The organism is Rahnella sp. 1L-D-7-B-C2, from assembly GCF_057290995.1.
Window position 1 is genome coordinate 69,307 of record NZ_JBXAVQ010000013.1, and the last position, 20,057, is coordinate 89,363.

Sequence of the window (20,057 nt, forward strand, 5' to 3'; positions counted from 1 at the left end):
GACGGATGCAGGGTATATCAAATATTAATATTGGATGTGGATATATCACCCGCTGCGCCTTTCTTCCTGAGCAGCATCTTTCCCTCAGGTAAATTTTTAGTACGCAGACAAACCTGACATTACCGCGCAACTCCCTGCTTCTCAACCAGGGTGAGCAACTGCTGGCCGTATGTAACTGGATCTAACGGCCAGCAACCGTTGGATAACGGAAACGATGTAACGCTAAACTCAATGCTCACCCCTGCCCCGAGAATCAAGAGGATGAGGGGCGGCTGCGACCGCAGTTGGCGGACGGGTGCAGATTGCAGTAAATCGCACCACATCATGGTATTTTCAGGGCATCATCTGCTTTCTACAAATCTAAAAACTTGTCTAAAAGGGCTTCATCATGGAAAAACTTCCGGCTGTCACCATCACTTATTGTTCTCAATGCAACTGGCTGCTGCGTGCGGCGTGGATTGCGCAGGAGCTATTGAACTCGTTCAGTACCGATCTGGCCTCGGTGACGCTGGTGCCGGGCACTGGCGGGATTTATGAAATTAAGGTGGATGATGAACTGATTTGGGAACGCAAGCGTGATGGCGGATTCCCGGAAGCGGCGGCGCTAAAACAGCGGGTGCGCGATATCTGTTTTCCGGAGCGGTCGCTTGGGCACGTTGATAAGAAGAAAATCTCTGAGGCTGGACAGGCGGAGTGATTGAAAAAGGCAGGAATGCCCTGCCTTCAGATTTTATGCCTGATGTGAAACGCCTTCCGGTGGTGGGACGTTTTACTTTGCTTTCAGCATATCCAGAATGACTCTTGCGTAACCTTTAGCGATGGCGGGATTGGAAAGATATTGCATCATCATTTCCTGTTGGGCCACGTTACAATCCATGATTGCCTCATCAACCGCTTTCGGAAAATCTCCCAGCATGACCTGCTCAGACGTGTTATTGGCAAGTTGCGTCATAACCGTCAGGTTTTCAGAAATTTTGTCGCAATGAGCTTGTAAGTTGTTGATCAGGTCTTTATCCGTCAAATTTTCAGTAACAAACAGCTCATTCAGCCGCGCCAAAACCTGCGACAGAAAATCCTCTTTCTTGTCTTTGGGTTTAGCCGATCCGACGTCGTTGCCGGGCTGTAGCCCCTGATTTTCGCCGTTAGCTTGCAGTTTGATGTGCTGTTCGCGGATTTTCGATAGCCGGTAATGACTCATCACCACATCGTTCAGATCGATGTCATCTTCCTGCACATTCTGATCTTTAAGCAATGGCCGCAGATGGCGGGCGAACAGGCTAAGTTTCTCCAGATCTTTATTATCGTAATCGACGATTTGCGAAATAAACTCGTAAAAACGCACAAAGCTGCCGAGATCTTTTCTGAAGATCTCCAGCCGGTCTTTCTCCAGCTTGCACTCTTTAAATGCGTTTTCCGCATTGGCGATCAGTACCGGCTGGTGCGTAGCCTTGGTTAGCTCGAACATCTTTTTAGACTGCAGAAAGGCGTCAATGACCGAAAGATAGCGCTTTTCCCAGCGGTCGACGGCCGGTTTGCAGATATTGCTCAGCGCCGCACTGGATTTCTTCTGCGCATAAAACGCAGTACAAAACTGTTCGACCTCATTCCACAGGAAAACACCGCTGGCACGCAGCTTTTCGAACAGCTCAAACACCAGCGCCGGATCGCTGACGTCCAGCAGCGCCGCCGTCTGATAATAGGGCTGGAACGCCTGTAAAATATCGTCCGGCTGGTTGTAGAAATCGAGAATAAAGGTGCAGGAGTCCGTTTTCCCCTGATACGTGCGGTTCAGGCGCGAAAGGGTTTGCACACACTCGACACCGCCGAGCGGTTTATCGACGTACATCGCACACAATTTTGGCTGATCAAAACCGGTCTGGAATTTGTTGGCAACCAACATCACCTGATAATCATCGCTGTCGAACGCTTTGCGCATATCGCGCCCTTTAAGCCCCGGATTCATATTCATCTCGGTGAACTTATGGTTGAGGAACGGCAGACTGTCAGGGTCATTCTCGTGAAATTCCACTTCGCCAGAGAACGCCACCATCGCGCTGATTTTCTGGTAATTATTTTCAATGATGTATTTATCGAACGCCAGTTTGTAGCGAACGGCTTCCTTACGCGAACTGGTCACCACCATCGCTTTCGCCTGCCCGCCGAGCAGGTTCATGACGTGTTTTGTGTAGTGCTCGACGATCACTTTCACTTTCTGAGAAATGTTGTAATCGTGCAGCCGCACCCAATGACTGAGCCGGTTCCGGGCCTTTTTGCTGTCGACTTCTTTATCCGCATCGGCGTGCTTTTGCGCCAGTTTATAAGCCACGGAATAGGTGACGTAATTTTTCAGGACATCGAGAATAAAGCCTTCCTCAATCGCCTGACGCATAGAATAGACGTGGAACGCTGCCGGTTTATTGGTTTTCGACGCCGGTTCTTGCGGGTTCGGTAAACGGCCAAAAAGCTCGAGGGTTTTGGCCTTAGGCGTGGCAGTAAAAGCGTAGTAATTGAGATTATCGCTGCCGCGACGCGCCGCCATGGTGGCTTCCATAATGTCCTGCGGGCTCAGTTCCGAATCATCGTCCGCCTCTTCCAGCATCAGCACTTCTTTCAGCTGTCGCGCCGTCGACCCGCTTTGCGAGGAGTGCGCCTCATCGGCGATCACCGCGTACTGACGCTTTTTAAGGCTCAGGTTGTTTTCGATGGCCTTGAGCACAAACGGGAAAGTCTGGATAGTGACGATAATGATCGGCTGGGAATGTTCCAGCGCGGCGGCCAGTTTCTCGGCTTTCGAGCCATCACCCTCTTTGTTATTGATGCGTCCGACTACGCCTTCGGCATGTTCAAACTGGTAAATAGTGTCCTGCAACTGGTCGTCGAGCACCGTACGGTCGGTGACGACAATCACCGAATGAAACTGCTTTTCGCCGCTGGCGCAATACAGTGTAGAAAGCTGATGCGCCACCCAGGCAATCGAGTTGGATTTGCCGGAACCGGCGCTGTGCTGGATAAGATATTTATGCCCGCAGCCCTCTTCCACCGCGGCGCGTAGCAGTTTGTTCACCACATCCCACTGATGATAACGCGGGAAAATCAGCGTCTCTTTTTTGTATTTCAGCCCCTGCCAGTCCTCTTTTTCTTCGATTTGCAGATGCACGTAACGGCCTAAAATCGTCAGCAGATTATCGGGCAGCAGCACCTCATTCCACAGGTAATCGGTGGCGTAACGGGTCTGATCGGCAGGCGTCGGATTGCCCTTTCCGCCGTCAGGCGTGCCTTTGTTGAATGGCAGGAAACAGGTCTGATCACCCGCCAGCCGGGTGGTCATAAAGACGTCGTACTGGCTGACGGCAAAATGCACCAGCGCGCCGCGTTTAAAGGTCAGCAGTGGCTCGGTCTTTTTGGTCAGCGGATCTTTCGGCAGGCGCGTGGTTTTGTATTGTGCGATAGCGCTTTGTACCGATTGTTTAAACTCGGATTTCAGCTCCAGCGTGGCGACTGGCAGGCCGTTGACGAACAACACCAGATCGATGCGCCACCTTTTGGCTTTCGTCCCGGTGATCGCGAAATGCTCCGCGCTGGCGTAAGGGCTGTACACCAGCTCCGGCACCACGCGGCAGATATTTTGCCGGTAACGCGCCAGCGTCTCCGGGTTCAGGCTATGTTCAGGCTTAAACTGACAGAGCGAAAAGCAGGCATTACGGATTTTTAAATCGTGGCGCAGCACTCCCAGCGTGCCGTATGTACGGGAAAGTTTGTCGGTGGCGTGGGTATCGGCTTTTTGCAACTGCACCACCAGCGCGTCGAGGAAATGCCGTTCGGTATCCTGCGGATATACCCGCGCCAGCTTCTCCCATTCTTTCGGCTGCGTGGTTTGTACAAAGGCCAGCGCGTCCTGTGTATACAGCGCACGCTGGCGATCGTAGCCGCCCGGTTTACCGGTGATCCAGCCGTTTTCGCACAGCTGCATCACAATCTCATCCTGAAAAATACGCTCTTTGGTAGGATCCGCCATCATGCCATCACCTCGTCGGATTCCGTTTGCGTGACAGGTACCTGCCAGTCGCGCACATCGATTTTACCGGTGACGGCAGCGGAGATTAGGGCAGTGCGGCGTTCTTTTAGAAGTTCGATCTGTTGCTGTTGTAGTTCGATCAGGATATCGATTTTGGCGGTTTCTTGATCGAGGAAAGCAGAAATCTTCAAACATTCGTCATCAGAAGGTTGAGGACATTGTATATCTCCAAGAAGTTCAAGGTTTAATCCTTCTCTTAAATCTCCACCAGCCATATTACGTATATTTTGATAGTTGGATGTTAGCCACCAAAACACATACCGTGAATGAGCCATTTTATTTAAAACAATAGCAGCCATTGACTGATTGCAAGTCGTGTCGATACTTAGCTGTGCAACCATTCCCTTGGTTTTTCCCTGCCCTGCCAGCGCAATAACTAATGCCTCCCTTGGTATCCATTTAGCACTGCTATTTTCAAATGCAGCTCTAGAAATATATGTTGAGGGCGTTACTACATAAGCTTGATTTACTGCACCAGAATTTATCCAAGGAACAATACCATTTTCCCAATACTCTATAATATTTTTAGACGGTGTTCCGCCCGCATAAATATGTGATACCCACCTAAGATTCGATCCTTCCCATTTCAGCGGTAGTTTCTTACACCACTCCACCCCAGAATCCCTATATTCTCCATACGCCTTATAACGCCCGCTCATGAGTGCACCTCCTGCAACAGCTTCATGATTTCGGCGCTGATGGCGTCAAGATCGGCGTCAATCTCTTTCAGGTCTCGCGGAGGCTGGTAGACATAAAAATGCCGGTTGAACGGGATCTCGTAGCCGACGATGCCGATCTCGTTGTCTTTGGCATCGCGTTTGTCGGCGTTAATCCAGGCGTCACTGACGTGCGGTTTTACCTCCCGTTCGAAATAACTTTCGATTAGCTGACTGGTTACGACGGAAGGATTAAGCGGAACGTTTTCGTTGTCGCGTAAATCGCCGTCCTGCTCAAATTCGACAACCTTGTCTTTATAACGGAACGCCCCATAGAGCGGCTGTTCGCTTTCTTTCAGAACCCTTTTGACTACCGGCTCAGCGGCAGGATTTTTGCGGGTCACGGCCTCGGTGAACTGCTTTTTCTCTTTGCTATCAAGTTTGACATCAGCAATGCTCAGCGCACTTTTAAGCGCCTGTTCAAACTGATTGAAATCATCACTCGCGGTGTTTTTTCCGCCTGCCGTGCTGCCAAAGGCTGTCTGAATTTCGCGGGCTTTTTCCATCAGCGAACGCTGCGCCAGCCAGATTTTCGGATCGAGCAGATCTTTGATCTGTTTTTCTTTCAGCTCAGGGAAATCAACTTTGATAATGGCACGGGCCTCGGTTTCGACATCCGTAAAATTGCCGTATGTCCGCGTATCCCAGGGGGCGGCGAAATCCTGATACAGGCGTTCCATCGGAATATTAAACGGCTTCGGTGCGAAACGCAGCGCACTGATGGCCGCATCGGTGATTTGTGCCGAGAGGCGCAGCGGGCGTTCGATGGTCAGACGACGATAGCCAAAATCGGTGCTGCTGAAGATTTTGCTGGCGAAAGTTTTCGGCGCTTCGGTTTTACCTGTCGCGGACTGGCGGCCACGGCCGTATTTTTGCTCCGGCGCTTTCTCCAGTCCTAATTCTCCCAGCGGCGTCGGCGCAATGTGCTCAAAATCGCCAAAAGTGCGGGTGATCAGGCGGATATCGTCTTCGCCCATCAGGTTGCGCTTCGAGCCGAGAGATTTGCGCATTTTGCCGCACAGGCTGGAGCCGTCGATCAGCTGGACTTTGCCTTTGCGCACCGGGTCTTTGCGGTTCGACAAAATCCACACGTAGGTGGAAATGCCGGTGTTGTAGAACATGTCGGTTGGCAGCGCGATGATACCTTCGAGCAGATCGGCTTCGAGGATATAACGACGGATCTCGCTTTCGCCACTCCCCGCTCCGCCGGTAAACAGAGGCGAACCGTTGAGGATAATACCGATGCGGCTGCCGTCGCGCATTTTGCTGATGAGATGCAGCAGGAACAGCAGCGAACCGTCAGACACACGCGGCAGACCTGCGCCAAAACGGCCATCAAAGCCTTTGACCGTATGTTCGTCGCTGATGTCACCTTCGATCTTCTTCCAGTCCACACCGAATGGCGGGTTGGAGAGCATGTAGTCGAATTTTTCAGCGGGAAGCTGGTCACTGGAAAGCGTATTACCGAGTTTGATCAGGCTGACGTCCTGCCCTTTGATCAGCATGTCGGCTTTGCAGATGGCGTAGGATTCCGGGTTCAGCTCCTGCCCGAAAGCGCGTATCACGGCGTTAGGGTTCAGCTCGGTGACGTATTCCATCCCCGCCGATAAGAATCCGCCGGTGCCCGCCGTCGGGTCATAAACCGTGCGAATAATGCCCTCTTTTGTCAGCGCCTGGTCGTCGTGCATAAACACCAGCGCGGTGGTGAGGCGGACGATATCACGCGGCGTGAAATGTTCCCCGGCGGTTTCGTTCGAACCCTCGGCGAAGCGGCGGATCAGCTCTTCAAATACCGCGCCCATACCGTGATTCGACACGGCGGCCGGGCTTAAATCGGTGGTGGCAAACTTCTGGACGACCTTGAATAACAGGTTGGCAGTGTCCAGCTGACCGACGAATTCGCTGAAGTTAAAGTGCTCGAAGATTTCGCGGGCGTCGCGGGAGAAGCTCTGAACGTAATTCGCCAGATTATCTTTGATGTCTTTCTGCCCGAGGTTGCCGAGATTCATCGGCGAGGTATTAAAGAACGACAGCCCTTCGGTGGCGCGAAGTATCAGCTTTTCCTGCGCCTCTTCCGGCAGGTTCATGGTTATAATTTTTTCGGCCTGCGCCACCACCGCCGCTTTGCTTTTTTCCAGCACGCATTCAAGACGACGAAGCAAAGTGAAGGGCAGGATCACGCGGCCATACTGGGATTGTTTGAAATCACCGCGCAGCAAATCAGCGACCGACCAGATAAAGGCGGCCGTTTGGGAAAAGTCCGTTTTAGGCATGATGTTTTCCGTAATTGAATAAAGTCACATTAAAAAAGTGGTCTTTATTTAACTCCCAAAATAAAAAAAGAACAACAAAACCATAAAATTCAATTATTTACCTGTTTCCTTAAGCGATTAGAATACAACCCATTTCCTGCTTAAGCCCCTCTGTTGACGCATCCTCGTGGCCAGCATTTCAATTGTGATTTGCTCGCTGGCTGTCAATGCGTTCCTCAGTTACCGCGTTGCCAATAAATACAACAGTCAGGCCATCGCGGTCGGGCATTTCAGGGTCTGATCACGCCGCCTGCCTGAAACGATCATCACAGCCCCGGGACCTTATTCTCCGGTGGGCTTTGGCTTTACTTCTTCGCCCTCCTGAGGTTATTCCGGCCGACCTCAGATTTTTGTTACGTCTGTTTTATGCTAGAATTGCGATAAGAATATATAAAGACAGCGTTTAGCCTTTGAGGAATAAGGAATGAAGTATCCCGTTCAGTTTCGATGGACTCAAAAACATGAGGATTATTGTTTACGACATAAGGTCCATCTTAAATTCCCGGAAATGGTGGAAGGGATATATAAGAAGAGAAATTTATTCCTTTTAAAAAAAGGGGAGAAACTAAAATTTACCGCGGATGTTTGGGTCGAAGAATATGCCTCAATGCCGCGAAAAAGTTTCTGTTCGATGGGCGCGTATTCTTACGCGTGCAGTAAATTACCTAATAACCTCAAAACCGGCCGATTTTGCAGCCTGGCGGCAGGCGTGCGGGTGATGGGGCCGCAACATCCCATACACCGGTTTACCACCAGCCCGCTGACGTATCATGATTTTTTCTCGAAAGTGGCACAGGAGCAATTCGGGGAAACGCTGAACATTGCCGGGTTCGACTATATGCCGCCGGCGACGATATTAGGTCATGATGTCTGGGTGGGGGAACACGCCGTATTAAAAGGCGGCATCACTATCGGTAATGGCGCAATCATTGCGGCCAATGCCGTGGTCACCGGTGATGTGCCGCCTTACGCCATCGTCGGCGGTATTCCGGCTAAGATCATTAAATACCGCTTTGCGCCAGAAATCATCGAACGCCTTCAGGCGATTGAATGGTGGGATTATAAAATTACCGATCTGCCAGATGTTAGTCAGTCGGATGACATTCTTTATTTCATCCAACAGATGGAAGAAAAAATAGCCCGTGGTGAAATAAGTAAACATCAGTATAAAATGATGAATATCGCCCAAGAACTGGCGAGGTTATAAAAACAGCAATAATGTCGTTACGCCGATTCAACTCAATTGCGCGTACGCTAAAAGCCCGGCCAAAAGTATTGTCGAAGTGGTTGCCAGTTATAATTAACCGGCAACCGGCTTACTGACGGTCAGGCTTTAAGTTCCCGCTCCACCAGGGTAGCCAGCACGCCGATGCCCAGCGGAATGATGTCATCGTTAAAATCGTAGCGCGGGCTGTGCAGTGAGGCGGAAGGCGTGGTGCCATCAGCGCCCAGCCAGAAATAGGCACCCGGACAGGCTTCGAGCAGATAAGCAAAATCTTCGGCGGCCATCGACGGCGCATTGTTGAAATGCACCTGTGTAATGCCCGGCGCGTTCTGTGCTGCATCACGCAAAATCGCCGCCTGCGCCGGATGGTTTTGCGTCACCGGATACCCAAACTCCCAGCGCACCTCGCCTTTCACACCGTAGGGTTGCGGCACGGCCTGAACATATTCTTCAATCAGCCGCCAGCAGGTTTCCCGCGTCGTGCGGCTCAGGCAACGCAACGTGCCTGACATGTGCAGCGTTTCCGGAATAACGTTAATCGCTTCGCCCGCCTGTAACTGAGTGAGGCTGATCACCGTCTGTTCCAGCGGCGACAGGCGGCGGGAAATCAGGCTTTGTAGCGATAAAATCAGCTGTGCGCCGGCCACGACCGGATCCGCGCCCAGTTCAGGCATCGCCGCATGGCAGCCCTTTCCGGTCAGCGTGATGTAGAAATTATCCTGCGAAGCCATCATCGGCCCCTGACTGACCGCGACTTCGCCGACCGGCAGACCCGGCCAGTTGTGCAGCGCGTAAACCGCCTGCATCGGGAAGCGTTCAAACAGCCCTTCTTTGACCATCATCTCACCGCCGCCGACGTTCTCTTCAGCAGGCTGGAAAATGAAATGGACGGTGCCGCGAAAGTGACGGTTTTCACTCAGGTGACGCGCCGTGCCGAGCAGAATGGCGGTATGGCCGTCGTGCCCGCAGGCGTGCATCAGACCGGGATGCTGGGAGATGTGGTCAAACTCATTGAGTTCCTGGATCGGCAGTGCATCGATGTCTGCCCGCAGGCCAATCGACGGGCCTTCGCCGTTTCGAAGCGTCGCGACAATCCCGGTCTCAGCAATGCCGGTATGGACGTCAAGGCCGAACGACAACAACAGTTCGCTGATGGTTCTGGCAGTGCCGTATTCTTTCAGTCCAAGTTCGGGGCGGGTGTGGAAATCCCTGCGCCAGATTTTCGCCTGCTCAATAATCTCTCGGGAAATGACTGCCATAAACCCTCTGTGCTGATCTGAATTCCTGCCGGAGCGAGTCGCTCAGCGGCAATATGCTGGTTCAAAGTATCACATTCGCGCGTGAACAGATAAACGTGAAAGCAATGGCGAAAAAGGATGTCAAAGCAGCGGGATAAATGCCGCATTGGGGTAGACGCCGGGGGCGCAAACATAGACCATAAGCCATCAATTATGGTTACCGGGGCTTCAATGAGCGACTCGCCGCATCCCGTGCGTAAGCACCCCATGAAACTCAGCACATCTGTCAGCCTGATGATCAGCGCCGTGATCATTTCTGTCCTGCTGGTGGTGCATTTTCTGTACTTTGTTCAGGTCAGTGATACCACCCGCGACGGCGTGAAAGATAAAGCGCTGGCCGTGGCGCGCACGCTGGCGGATTTGCCTGAAATCAAACACGCACTCTCTCTGTCGCCCGACAGTGGCATTATTCAGCCCATCGCCAGCGCTGTGCAAAAACGTAATGATCTGCTGTTCGTGGTCGTGACCAATATGGACGGCATCCGTTATTCACATCCAAATGCGGACGTGATCAGCCATCACTTTATCGGCAACGATATCGATCCGGCGCTGCTGGGCAAAGAGAACGTCTCGATCAATAAAGGCACGCTGGATAAAGCGCTGCGGGTGTTCACGCCGATTTATGACGAGAATCATCACCAGATTGGCGTGGTAGCGATCGGCATTTCGCTGGTGAAAGTGACCGAGCAGATCGACAAAAGCCGCTGGAGCATTTTATGGACAGTGTTGTTCGGCATGATGGTCGGCGGACTGGGCACCTGGATTTTAGTGAAAATGCTCAAGCGCATTCTCTTCGGGCTGGAACCCTATGAAATCTCGACGCTGTTTGAACAGCGTCAGGCAATGTTGCAGTCGATCAAGGAAGGGGTGATCGCTATTGATGACGGCGCGCAGGTCACGCTTATCAATCAGGAAGCCCGACAGATGTTTTTGGAAACCGGCACGCAGTTAAGCACCCGTCCGGAGGACAACCGCGAGCCGCAGCCGCTGCTGATCGCGCTGTGCGACGTGTTACGCACCGGCATTCCGCGCCGCGACGAAGAGATCAACTTTAAAGGCCGCTATCTGCTGAGTAATACCGTGCCGGTGCGCAGCAATGGCGTGATTATCGGGGCCATCTGTACCTTCAGGGATAAGACCGAAGTCAGCCAGTTGATGCAGCGTCTGAGCGGCATGGTAAACTACGCCGATTCGTTACGTGAACGCTCACACGAATTCATGAATAAGCTGCATGTGATTCTTGGATTGCTGCACATGAAAAGCTATGCGCAGCTGGAAGATTACATTCTCAAAACGGCCAATAACTACCAGGCAGAAATTGGCTCCTTGCTGTTGAAAATCAAATCACCGGTGATTGCGGGCTTTCTGTTGAGCAAGATTAACCGTGCGTCGGACACGCGCCATTTACTGACGTTGAGCGATGACAGCCTGCTCCCCGACAACACTAACGAAAATCAGGTGGCAGCGCTGATAACCGTGCTCGGCAATCTGATTGAGAATGCGCTGGATGCGCTGGCGGAACAGCCGGACGGAGAAGTGAGCGTATTACTGCATTATCAGAATGGCTGGCTGGCCTGCGTGGTCAGCGACGATGGTCCCGGCATCCCACCAGATGACCTTGAGGCTATTTTCGAAAAAGGGGTCTCGTCGAAAGGCTTTGATCGCGGAGTCGGGTTATTCCTGGCAAAACAACAATTAGAAAACCTGGGCGGAACGATTGCCGTTGAGTCTGAACCTGACGTTTACACTCAATTTTTTGTTCAACTTCCGTGGGATGGTGAGAGGAAAACTGCATGATCAATGTGCTGGTAGTCGATGATGACGCCATGGTCGCAGAGCTCAACCGCTGCTACGTGGGCCAGATTGCCGGGTTTACGTGCTGCGGAACGGCTTCGACGTTACAGCAGGCGAAAGACATGGTGCTGAATAATCAGCTGCCGATCGACCTGATCCTGCTGGATGTCTATATGCAGCAGGACAACGGGCTGGATTTGCTGCCGGAGCTGCGAAACGCCAGGCGTCCGGTGGATGTGATTGTGATTTCATCTGCGGCAGATGCTAAAACTATCAAGAAATCGCTGAATTACGGCGTGGTAGATTATCTGATCAAACCGTTCCAGTTCTCGCGCTTTGAAGAGGCACTGACTGGCTGGAAGCAGAAGAAAGCGCTGATGGATAATCAGCAATATTACGAGCAGTCCGACGTTGACCGGTTAATTCACGGTAATAATCAGGCGACAGCGGACACCAAAAAGTTGCCAAAAGGCCTGACGCCGCAGACGCTGCGCACGCTGTGCCTGTGGATTGATGCCCATCCGGAGACGGAATTCTCAACGGATGAGCTGGCACACTCCGTGAATATCTCGCGCGTGTCTTGCCGTAAATACCTGATCTGGCTGGCTGACAGCCACATTTTGTTCACCAGCATTCATTACGGCGTGACCGGACGACCGGTGTATCGCTACCGTTTGCAGGCGGAGCATTATTCGTTGCTGAAACAGTACTGTCAGTAAACCGGACGGAAAGCGTTATCCAGCAGCGTGAAGCTAAACTGACGCTGTGAGGAGAAAATCACCTGCTGATCTTTGGTGACGAAAATGGCCTCGATATCCGGGATATTCCGCAGATACCGCAGGCTTTTTTCGACGCCCATGCCGTACAGCAGCGTGGTGTAAATGTCGCCGTCGATGGAGTCATCAGAAATAACCGTCACGCTGAGCAGTTCGTTATCCAGCGGGTAACCGGTTTTAGGATCGAGAATGTGGTGGTAGCGGCGGCCATCGCATTCGAAATATCGTTCGTAAATGCCGGACGTCACCACGGATTTACCGTTCACATTAATCACTCCGATCAGCGCATCCGGTGCTGAAAACGGCGTTTTCAGGCCGATTGCCCACGCCCCTTCCCCGCCTGTGCCCAGCGTTTGCACATTCCCGCCTAAATTTATCAGCGCATTCTCCACCTTTTCCTGCACCAGAAAATCCCGCACCACGTCGGCAATATAGCCCTTGGCGATCGCCCCGAGGTCGATTTCCATTCCGGCTTTTTGCAGAAAGACCGAGCGTGTGGATCCGTCAAGAACCACATCATGAGGATTTGTCAGCGGGAGCAGCGCACGGAGATCGGCGGCGTCGGGCACGCTGTTACCGCTGAAGCCGATTTTCCAGCGTTTGACCAGCGGGCCGATGGTGAAGTTGAAACTGCTGTCCGGCAACTCGCTGACCGCCTTCGCGCAGCGGATCAGGTTAAACACCGGCTGACTGACCGCCACCGCATGGCTGCCCGCCGCATGGTTGATTGCCATGACCTCGGAATCGTGCCGGTTGACCGTGAAGATATTTTCCTGCTGTTTGATGAGCCGGAAAACGCGAGACGCCAGACCCTCATTATGTTCAAACAGCTTGAGAAGAATGGGGGAACCCATCAAAACAGCGGAATAAGCATAAATACGGGCGTCTGGCGTCATAGAAAGTCTCTGAACTGAAGAAGTGAAACCTGCGCCACAGGGCGCAACGCAGGCTGTTAACCGTTACCGCAGAGCATGGATGGCGGCATTACGTCCCGCCAGAATACCGAAGATGATGATATCTGCAACGGCATTCCCGCCGATGCGGTTCGCGCCGTGGATCCCGCCGGCCACTTCACCCGCCGCAAACGCACCGCGGATAACCTGTTCGTTGGCATCCAGCACGCAGGTGTCGGTGTTGATGGTCACACCGCCCATGGTGTGATGCACGCCCGGCGCAATACGGATCGCGTAAAACGGCCCCTGATTGATCGGATGGCGCAGCGCCGTTTTACGGCCAAATTCGACGTCGTCCTGTTTATCAACGGCCACGTTATAGCTTTCCAGCGTGGCGAGCAGCGCGTGGTGATCCATTTCCAGTTTTGCCGCCAGTTCCACCGGTGAGGCTGCACTGATCACGAAACCGCGCGCGATGTATTCATCCGCCGCTTTGTTATTCAGGCGAATCTGCTCATCAAAGACTACATAAGCAAATTTCTCCGGCAGGGCGATGATGTTCGCCGACACTTTGTCACGGGTTTCCATTTCATTGAAGAACCGCTTACCCGCCTGACTGACCAGAATCGCACCGCCGCCACGGATGGCTTCGGAAATCAGGTAGGACGTGGTTTGCTCCACGGTCGGGTGGATTTGAATTTCGCCCATATCCACAGTACCTGCACCGATTTTCTGCAAAATTGCGATGCCGCTGCCGGTCGCGCCTTTGTGGTTGGTGGTCACAAAACCGTCCAGCTCAGGGCGATATTTCACCACCATTTCACTGTTGGCGCTGAAACCGCCGGTCGCCACAATCACACTTTTAGCGTTGACGATCAGCACGTCGTTGTCGTCGTTCAGCAGTTCCACGCCCTGCACCGCACCCTCGTGATAACGAATTTCGGTGACGGACGTATCGAGCATCACGTCGATGTTACGTTTGTTGAGATTCTTCACCAGACCGCTGATCAGGAAGCCGCCGACGGCGCTACGATCTGCCGGACGGTGCGTGCGGTCGATGCTCATACCGCCGGTAATGGTGATGTCGCTCAGCTCAATGTTGTGCTCAGCCAGCCATTCGACCGCCTGCGGAGCGCGCTCGACGAACTCTTTGAGCAGCACGGTGTTGTTCTTGAACTGGCCGCCTTTCAGGGTTTCCTGATAGAACAACTCTTTGCTGTCTTCGATGCCTTTCAGTTTCTGATAACGGGTATCCGCAGCATTCATGCCGACCGACGCCTTGATGGTGTTGCCGCCGATGGTCGACATTTTTTCCACGATCAGCACTTTCGCCCCTTCATCACACGCCTGAATCGCCGCTGCCAGACCGGCACCGCCGCTGCCGACGACCACAACGTCGTAGCTTTGCGGTTCAGACAGGCTGCCGCCCTCTTCCAGCAGCTGCGCTTTGCATGATTTGGCGATGGCTTTGGAGACGGCTTTTTTCACCGCTTCACTCTGCTCGGTTGCACCGGTGACCGCATCAACGTGCGGGCTGTTGGCATCAAGAATACGCGTGCGGATGATGTCGAAACTGGTGGTGAATTCAACGTCAACGTCGGCGCCGGCTTGCAGTTCGATATCGGCAATGCGGTCAGTTTCCAGACTGACGTTGATCGCCAGTTCATTGACCGGATCCTGCACTTTTTCCCGGAACACACCGGCCTTGAATTTCTTCGAGGTCATGCTCATGTCGCGGATCATTGCGTCCACCAGCGAGAAGCGCCACAGCGGTTCAGGAATGGTCAGCGCCTCGCGTTGGGTGCTGTCGATGAACAGTTCGAGTTTCTGGTCACTGGCAATACGGTCGGTCCAGTCGGGATAGGCGATGCAGGCTTTGCCGATGGCAATCATGTCGTAACCGTGGGCCATCGCCAGTTCAGCGTCGGCTTTATTAACGATTCCGCCGACGCCCATCACCGGGATTTTCGCCAGTGTGTCAGAGCGCATCGTGACGTATTTGTCGATAAGCGGCGTCGGGTCAGTGGTATCGACAATAGAAGGACGCAGCGAGTAGCCCAGAGAGAAGTGCAGATAATCCAGACCGCGCGCCGCCAGTTGCTCCAGCAGATACATCGTGTCTGCGAAACGGATGCCCGGCTCTTCCAGCTCTTCCGGCGAGAAACGGTAACCGATGATGAAAGAAGAATCGGCGTATTTCTGCGCCATGCTGTGGGTGATATCGAGAATGGCCAGCGGGAAACGGGCCCGATTTTCGCGGCTGCCGCCCCACTTATCGTCGCGCTGGTTGGAGTTCGGTGAGAAGAACTGCTGAATGAGATAGGTGTTGGCACCGTGGATTTCCACGCCATCGAAACCGGCTTCGATGGCACGACGCACGCCTTCACCGAATTTGGTTATCATGCCGTCCACTTCTTCTGCGGTCAGCGCGACCGGCATCGCTGCGCCATCACGCGGCGCGGCCAGTGCACTTGGTGCGACCGGGGTCTGGCCACCAATCAGTTTAGGTTCGCTCATGCGGCCGCCGTGATAAATCTGTAACACCGCTTTGGAACCCTGAGATTTCACGGCGTCGGCGATTTTTGCCAGACCGTCAATTTTGCTGTCGTTATCGATGCCAATCGCACCAGGGAACGCCAGCCCTTTGTCATCGATAAAGCAGCACTCGACGATCACCGTGCCGATGCTGCCGGCACGTGCGCGGTAGTATTCGACCAGTTCGCTGGTCACAGTGCCGTCGAAAAAACCGGTACAGGTGGTCATCGGTGCCATCAGCACACGGTTTTTCAGCACGGTGCCATTTGGCAGAGTGAACGGGCTCAATAATTGCGGGTTATGGCTCATAATATCCAGCTCCAAATTTAGAAATATTTAATAATCTGTGAATTCGTTATCGGATTTATTTTATTAATTTTATTTGCGGCCGATGTCATAGGAGTAATATAACGATATCTTTACTTTCAAAAGGTGTAACGTTAGTTTATTAACTATTTATCCATTAATGGAATACCCGCATTATTAAATTAATGTTAACCATGTTATTAAACGATCACATTAATTTAAATTACGAACCGTTTTACCTGTCATTAAAAGCTGAAATATTACATTTAGGCAGGAGCAACTGACATCACGGCACAGCGCACCGAGGCTGTTTCTTGGTGGATCCGTGCGGTCAGAAGTGGCATTTCAAGGCCGTTTTACTACTCATTTTTTTCACAGGGCGTAGACACTGAAAATAACCCTGCCAGACAGTGGGAATTAATTGATAAAAACAAATACGGCATCCTTTCTCATTATCTTTTCTTAAATTTACACAGCTCCGTATTTTCTTGATCGAGATCAACAGTAATAACTACGAAAAACGCATTATATAAAAATATCCTCCCTCTTAAGGGGAATGAGAATAACTAAACTCAAATAACAATAATGGAGCAATTTAAATGCCACCATTAAATAACTAAAGAAACTTGAGTAACTAAAAAAAGCATAATCATCTTACCTATGTATCAGCAAACCTATTCTCAACTACTTGTAGACAAATAAAATGACAGATATTTCAAAAACTACGGTTACACCGCAGGCGAACAAACCAGCTGGAGGCAAGAAAAACCGCCTTCTTCTGATGTTCTTACCTGTGCTGGTTGCAGTGTTGTTGTTACTCGCTCCTGTCCCCAACGGTTTAGAACCCCATGCATGGCACTTCTTCGCCATCTTTGTCGGTGTGATCGTGGGCCTTATCTTCGAACCTTTACCCGGCGCGGTGATCGGCCTGACCGGCGTGGTTGTCATTGCGTTATTCAGCCAGTGGTTGCTGTTTAGCCCGGCGGAACTCGCTGACCCTAAATTCAAAATGGCGGCACAGTCCTTTAAATGGGCAGTGAGCGGCTTCGGTAACTCCACGGTCTGGCTCATCTTCGGCGCATTCATGTTTGCCGCAGGCTACGATAAGACCCAGTTCGGCCGCCGTCTGGCGCTGATTCTGGTGAAATATCTTGGCCGCCGCAGCCTGACGCTGGGTTATGCCATTACCTTTGCCGATTTACTGCTGGCTCCGTTCACCCCGTCTAACACCGCGCGCAGCGGCGGTACAATCTACCCGATTATCGCTAACCTGCCGCCGCTGTACGGCTCCAAGCCGAATGACCCGAGTGCCCGTAAAATCGGTTCATACCTGATGTGGGTGGCGATCACCGCCGCGTGCATCACCAGCTCCATGTTCCTGTCTGCTCTGGCTCCTAACCTGCTGGCGCTGGGCATCGTGAACAGCATCACCGGGATCAACATTTCCTGGGGTACCTGGTTCTTCGCCTTCCTGCCGGTCGGTTTGCTGCTGCTGCTGACCATGCCGCTGCTGGCATACTGGTTCTACCCGCCGGAAGTGAAAATCAATGATGAAGTGCCGCGTTGGGCGACCGCCGAGCTGGCCAAACTGGGCAGAATGTCCCGTCACGAAATTCTCCTGCTGGTCTTCGTGTGCTGTGCATTAGCTATGTGGATTTTTGCCGCCAGCTTTATCGAACCGGCCATGGCAGCACTGCTGGTAGTGGTTCTGATGTTATGGACCGGCGTTCTCAACTGGAACGATATTACCAGCAACAAACCGGCCTGGAACACCTTCGCCTGGTTCGCCACGCTGGTAGCACTGGCTGACGGCTTGTCCCGCACCGGTTTCATCGCCTGGCTGGGTAAAGAAGGCGCGGCTACTATGGGCGGTATCTCGCCGGGTACCGCGACTATCGTGCTGCTGCTGGCGTTTTATCTGCTGCACTACCTGTTTGCCAGCACCACGGCGCACACCACCGCGCTGTTACCGGCCATGCTGACCATCGGTGCCGCCATTCCGGGCATCAACATGCAAGTGTTCTGTCTGCTGATGGTCACATCGCTGGGTATCATGGGGATCATCACGCCATACGGCACCGGCCCAAGCCCGATTTACTACGGCAGCGGCTATCTGCCAACCAAAGACTACTGGCGTCTGGGTACTATCTTTGGTGCGATTTTCCTCGCCGCGCTGCTGCTGATTGGTTATCCGTGGATGATGATGATGTTCTGAAGTAGGGGATAAAATCACCTACAAAGCTTTAACAGAACATTTACTGGAAGAAAACATATAAACCACGTTGCCAGCCTGTGTATAAGGCTGGCAACATAGAGAAAGCATATAAACGTCGCCCGATTTATCCCTGATTCACCCGAAACGAGAAGTCCTGCTAGTGGCGGCAATAACGGATAAAGTGAGAAAACAATGTCGAACAAACCATTCCATTATCAAGACCCGTTCCCCGTTACCAAAGACACGACCGAATACTACCTGCTGACCAAAGATCATGTTTCCGTAAGCAACTTTGACGGCCAGGATGTGTTAAAAGTCGAACCTGAAGCGCTAACCCTGCTGGCACAACACGCCTTCCACGATGCCTCATTCATGCTGCGCCCTGCGCATCAGCAACAGGTGGCGTCCATTCTTCACGATCCGGAATCCAGCGAAAACGACAAATACGTTGCGCTGCAATTTCTGAGAAACTCTGAGATCGCCGCGAAAGGCATTTTGCCGACCTGTCAGGACACTGGCACCGCGATCATCATGGGTAAAAAAGGCCAGCGCGTCTGGACCGGTGGCGGCGACGAAGCCAGCCTGTCGAAAGGCGTATATAACACGTTCATCGAAGACAACCTGCGCTACTCGCAGAATGCCGCGCTGGATATGTATAAAGAAGTGAACACCGGCACCAACCTGCCGGCGCAAATCGACCTCTACAGCGTCGATGGCGACGAGTACAAATTCCTTTGCATCGCTAAAGGCGGCGGGTCCGCGAACAAAACCTATCTGTATCAGGAAACCAAAGCGCTGATCACGCCGGCGAAGCTGAAAGGCTATCTGGTCGAGAAAATGCGCACGCTCGGTACAGCGGCCTGCCCTCCGTATCATATCGCATTTGTGATCGGCGGGACTTCCGCTGAAGCCACGCTGAAAACCGTTAAACTGGCGTCCACGCATTATTACGACGGCCTGCCAACCGAAGGCAACGAACACGGTCAGGCGTTCCGCGATGTGAATCTGGAACAGGAGCTGCTGGTCGAGGCGAATAATCTCGGCCTGGGCGCACAGTTCGGCGGCAAATACTTTGCGCACGACATCCGCGTCGTACGTCTGCCACGTCACGGCGCATCCTGCCCGGTCGGCATGGGTGTTTCCTGTTCCGCAGACCGTAACATCAAAGCCAAAATCAACCGCGACGGCATCTGGATCGAAAAACTGGAAGATAATCCGGGCCAGTACATTCCTGAAGCATTGCGTCAGCAAGGCGAAGCCGGTGTGGTGAAGGTGGATCTTAACCGTCCGATGCCTGAAATTCTCGCTCAGCTGTCTGAGTATCCGGTGTCTACGCGTCTCTCCCTGACCGGTACCATCATCGTGGGTCGCGATATTGCGCACGCCAAACTGAAAGAGCGTCTGGATAACGGCGAGGGTTTACCGCAGTACATCAAAGATCACCCGATTTACTACGCCGGCCCGGCGAAAACGCCTGAAGGTTATGCATCCGGTTCCCTCGGCCCGACCACCGCTGGCCGCATGGATTCCTACGTGGATCAGCTACAGGCTAACGGCGGCAGCATGATCATGCTGGCGAAAGGTAACCGCAGCAAACAGGTAACGGACGCGTGTCAAAAACACGGCGGCTTCTATCTGGGCAGCATCGGCGGCCCGGCAGCGGTTCTGGCACAGCAAAGCATCAAGAGCCTGGAATGCGTGGAATACCCTGAATTAGGGATGGAAGCAATCTGGAAAATTGAAGTGGAAGACTTCCCGGCATTCATTCTGGTGGATGACAAAGGTAATGACTTCTTCGAGCAGATCCATGCCAATACTTGCGCGAAGTGCGTAAAGTAGAAGTCAGTCTTTGATTTAAACAAAAGGCCTGCCGGAAACGGCGGGCTTTTTTTATGCCCTTACTTACGAGTGT

The 20,057-nt window shown here is 52.6% G+C and carries 12 protein-coding genes; 6 read left to right on the plus strand and 6 right to left on the minus strand.

The annotated features are described in order from the left end of the window. Nucleotides 1-388: 388 nt before the first annotated feature. Complete coding sequence (locus tag AC0Z7K_RS18310) at nt 389-697, plus strand: Rdx family protein (RefSeq protein WP_485615425.1); 309 nt, start codon at nt 389-391, stop codon at nt 695-697. Nucleotides 698-769: 72 nt separating this feature from the next. On the opposite strand, the gene AC0Z7K_RS18315 is transcribed toward AC0Z7K_RS18310, so the two are convergent. From AC0Z7K_RS18315 to AC0Z7K_RS18325, 3 genes are read right to left on the minus strand one after another with little or no spacing between them, the layout of a single operon-like run. Next, nucleotides 770-4,018 (minus strand): type I restriction endonuclease subunit R, encoded by a 3,249-nt coding sequence (locus AC0Z7K_RS18315; protein ID WP_485615426.1) that lies wholly within the window; start codon nt 4,016-4,018, stop codon nt 770-772. After that, nucleotides 4,015-4,734 carry a restriction endonuclease subunit S gene (locus AC0Z7K_RS18320; protein ID WP_485615427.1) on the minus strand — a complete coding sequence of 240 codons (720 nt, stop codon included), beginning with the start codon at nt 4,732-4,734 and terminating at the stop codon, nt 4,015-4,017. The genes AC0Z7K_RS18315 and AC0Z7K_RS18320 overlap by 4 nt, the downstream gene beginning before the upstream one ends. Beyond that, nucleotides 4,731-7,064 (minus strand): type I restriction-modification system subunit M, encoded by a 2,334-nt coding sequence (locus AC0Z7K_RS18325; RefSeq protein ID WP_485615428.1) that lies wholly within the window; start codon nt 7,062-7,064, stop codon nt 4,731-4,733. Before AC0Z7K_RS18325 ends, AC0Z7K_RS18320 begins: the two co-directional genes overlap by 4 nt. A gap of 646 nt (nt 7,065-7,710) precedes the next feature. Between AC0Z7K_RS18325 and AC0Z7K_RS18330 the strand changes: the two genes are divergently transcribed. Continuing rightward, a complete protein-coding gene (locus tag AC0Z7K_RS18330) occupies nt 7,711-8,310 on the plus strand; it encodes a CatB-related O-acetyltransferase (RefSeq protein WP_485615429.1) in 600 nt (199 codons plus the stop codon). 119 nt (nt 8,311-8,429) lie between these two features. Here the strand turns inward: AC0Z7K_RS18330 and AC0Z7K_RS18335 are convergent, their stop codons facing one another. After that, a complete protein-coding gene (locus AC0Z7K_RS18335) occupies nt 8,430-9,587 on the minus strand; it encodes a M20 aminoacylase family protein (RefSeq protein WP_485615430.1) in 1,158 nt (385 codons plus the stop codon). 210 nt (nt 9,588-9,797) lie between these two features. On the opposite strand from AC0Z7K_RS18335, the gene AC0Z7K_RS18340 reads away from it, so the two are divergent. Continuing rightward, nucleotides 9,798-11,423 carry a sensor histidine kinase gene (locus AC0Z7K_RS18340; RefSeq protein WP_485615431.1) on the plus strand — a complete coding sequence of 542 codons (1,626 nt, stop codon included), beginning with the start codon at nt 9,798-9,800 and terminating at the stop codon, nt 11,421-11,423. Continuing rightward, complete coding sequence (dcuR, locus tag AC0Z7K_RS18345; protein ID WP_413529086.1) at nt 11,420-12,139, plus strand: two-component system response regulator DcuR; 720 nt, start codon at nt 11,420-11,422, stop codon at nt 12,137-12,139. The genes AC0Z7K_RS18340 and dcuR overlap by 4 nt, the downstream gene beginning before the upstream one ends. On the opposite strand, the gene AC0Z7K_RS18350 is transcribed toward dcuR, so the two are convergent. Together AC0Z7K_RS18350 and AC0Z7K_RS18355 are read right to left on the minus strand one after the other, a co-directional pair. Further along, entirely contained in the window at nt 12,133-13,092 is a 960-nt protein-coding gene (locus tag AC0Z7K_RS18350; RefSeq protein ID WP_485615433.1) for an FAD:protein FMN transferase, read from the minus strand. The genes dcuR and AC0Z7K_RS18350 overlap by 7 nt on opposite strands. A gap of 63 nt (nt 13,093-13,155) precedes the next feature. Then, nucleotides 13,156-15,933 (minus strand): flavocytochrome c, encoded by a 2,778-nt coding sequence (locus AC0Z7K_RS18355; protein ID WP_485615435.1) that lies wholly within the window; start codon nt 15,931-15,933, stop codon nt 13,156-13,158. A 700-nt stretch (nt 15,934-16,633) separates the two neighbouring features. Between AC0Z7K_RS18355 and AC0Z7K_RS18360 the strand changes: the two genes are divergently transcribed. Together AC0Z7K_RS18360 and fumA are read left to right on the plus strand one after the other, a co-directional pair. Continuing rightward, nucleotides 16,634-18,145, plus strand: a complete 1,512-nt coding sequence (locus AC0Z7K_RS18360; protein ID WP_274611820.1) for an anion permease — start codon at nt 16,634-16,636, stop codon at nt 18,143-18,145. Nucleotides 18,146-18,337: 192 nt separating this feature from the next. Further along, nucleotides 18,338-19,984, plus strand: coding sequence for a class I fumarate hydratase FumA (fumA, locus tag AC0Z7K_RS18365; RefSeq protein ID WP_413529083.1), 1,647 nt, complete (start codon nt 18,338-18,340; stop codon nt 19,982-19,984). Nucleotides 19,985-20,057: the final 73 nt, after the last annotated feature.

Coding starts and splice junctions, on each gene's coding strand:
- AC0Z7K_RS18325 (WP_485615428.1), bottom strand. CDS start 7,064: ATGCCTAAAACGGACTTTTCCCAAACGGCCGCCTTTATCTGGTCGGTC.
- AC0Z7K_RS18315 (WP_485615426.1), bottom strand. CDS start 4,018: ATGATGGCGGATCCTACCAAAGAGCGTATTTTTCAGGATGAGATTGTG.
- AC0Z7K_RS18350 (WP_485615433.1), bottom strand. CDS start 13,092: ATGACGCCAGACGCCCGTATTTATGCTTATTCCGCTGTTTTGATGGGT.
- dcuR (WP_413529086.1), top strand. CDS start 11,420: ATGATCAATGTGCTGGTAGTCGATGATGACGCCATGGTCGCAGAGCTC.
- AC0Z7K_RS18330 (WP_485615429.1), top strand. CDS start 7,711: ATGCCGCGAAAAAGTTTCTGTTCGATGGGCGCGTATTCTTACGCGTGC.
- AC0Z7K_RS18310 (WP_485615425.1), top strand. CDS start 389: ATGGAAAAACTTCCGGCTGTCACCATCACTTATTGTTCTCAATGCAAC.
- AC0Z7K_RS18335 (WP_485615430.1), bottom strand. CDS start 9,587: ATGGCAGTCATTTCCCGAGAGATTATTGAGCAGGCGAAAATCTGGCGC.
- AC0Z7K_RS18320 (WP_485615427.1), bottom strand. CDS start 4,734: ATGAGCGGGCGTTATAAGGCGTATGGAGAATATAGGGATTCTGGGGTG.
- fumA (WP_413529083.1), top strand. CDS start 18,338: ATGTCGAACAAACCATTCCATTATCAAGACCCGTTCCCCGTTACCAAA.
- AC0Z7K_RS18360 (WP_274611820.1), top strand. CDS start 16,634: ATGACAGATATTTCAAAAACTACGGTTACACCGCAGGCGAACAAACCA.
- AC0Z7K_RS18355 (WP_485615435.1), bottom strand. CDS start 15,933: ATGAGCCATAACCCGCAATTATTGAGCCCGTTCACTCTGCCAAATGGC.
- AC0Z7K_RS18340 (WP_485615431.1), top strand. CDS start 9,798: ATGAGCGACTCGCCGCATCCCGTGCGTAAGCACCCCATGAAACTCAGC.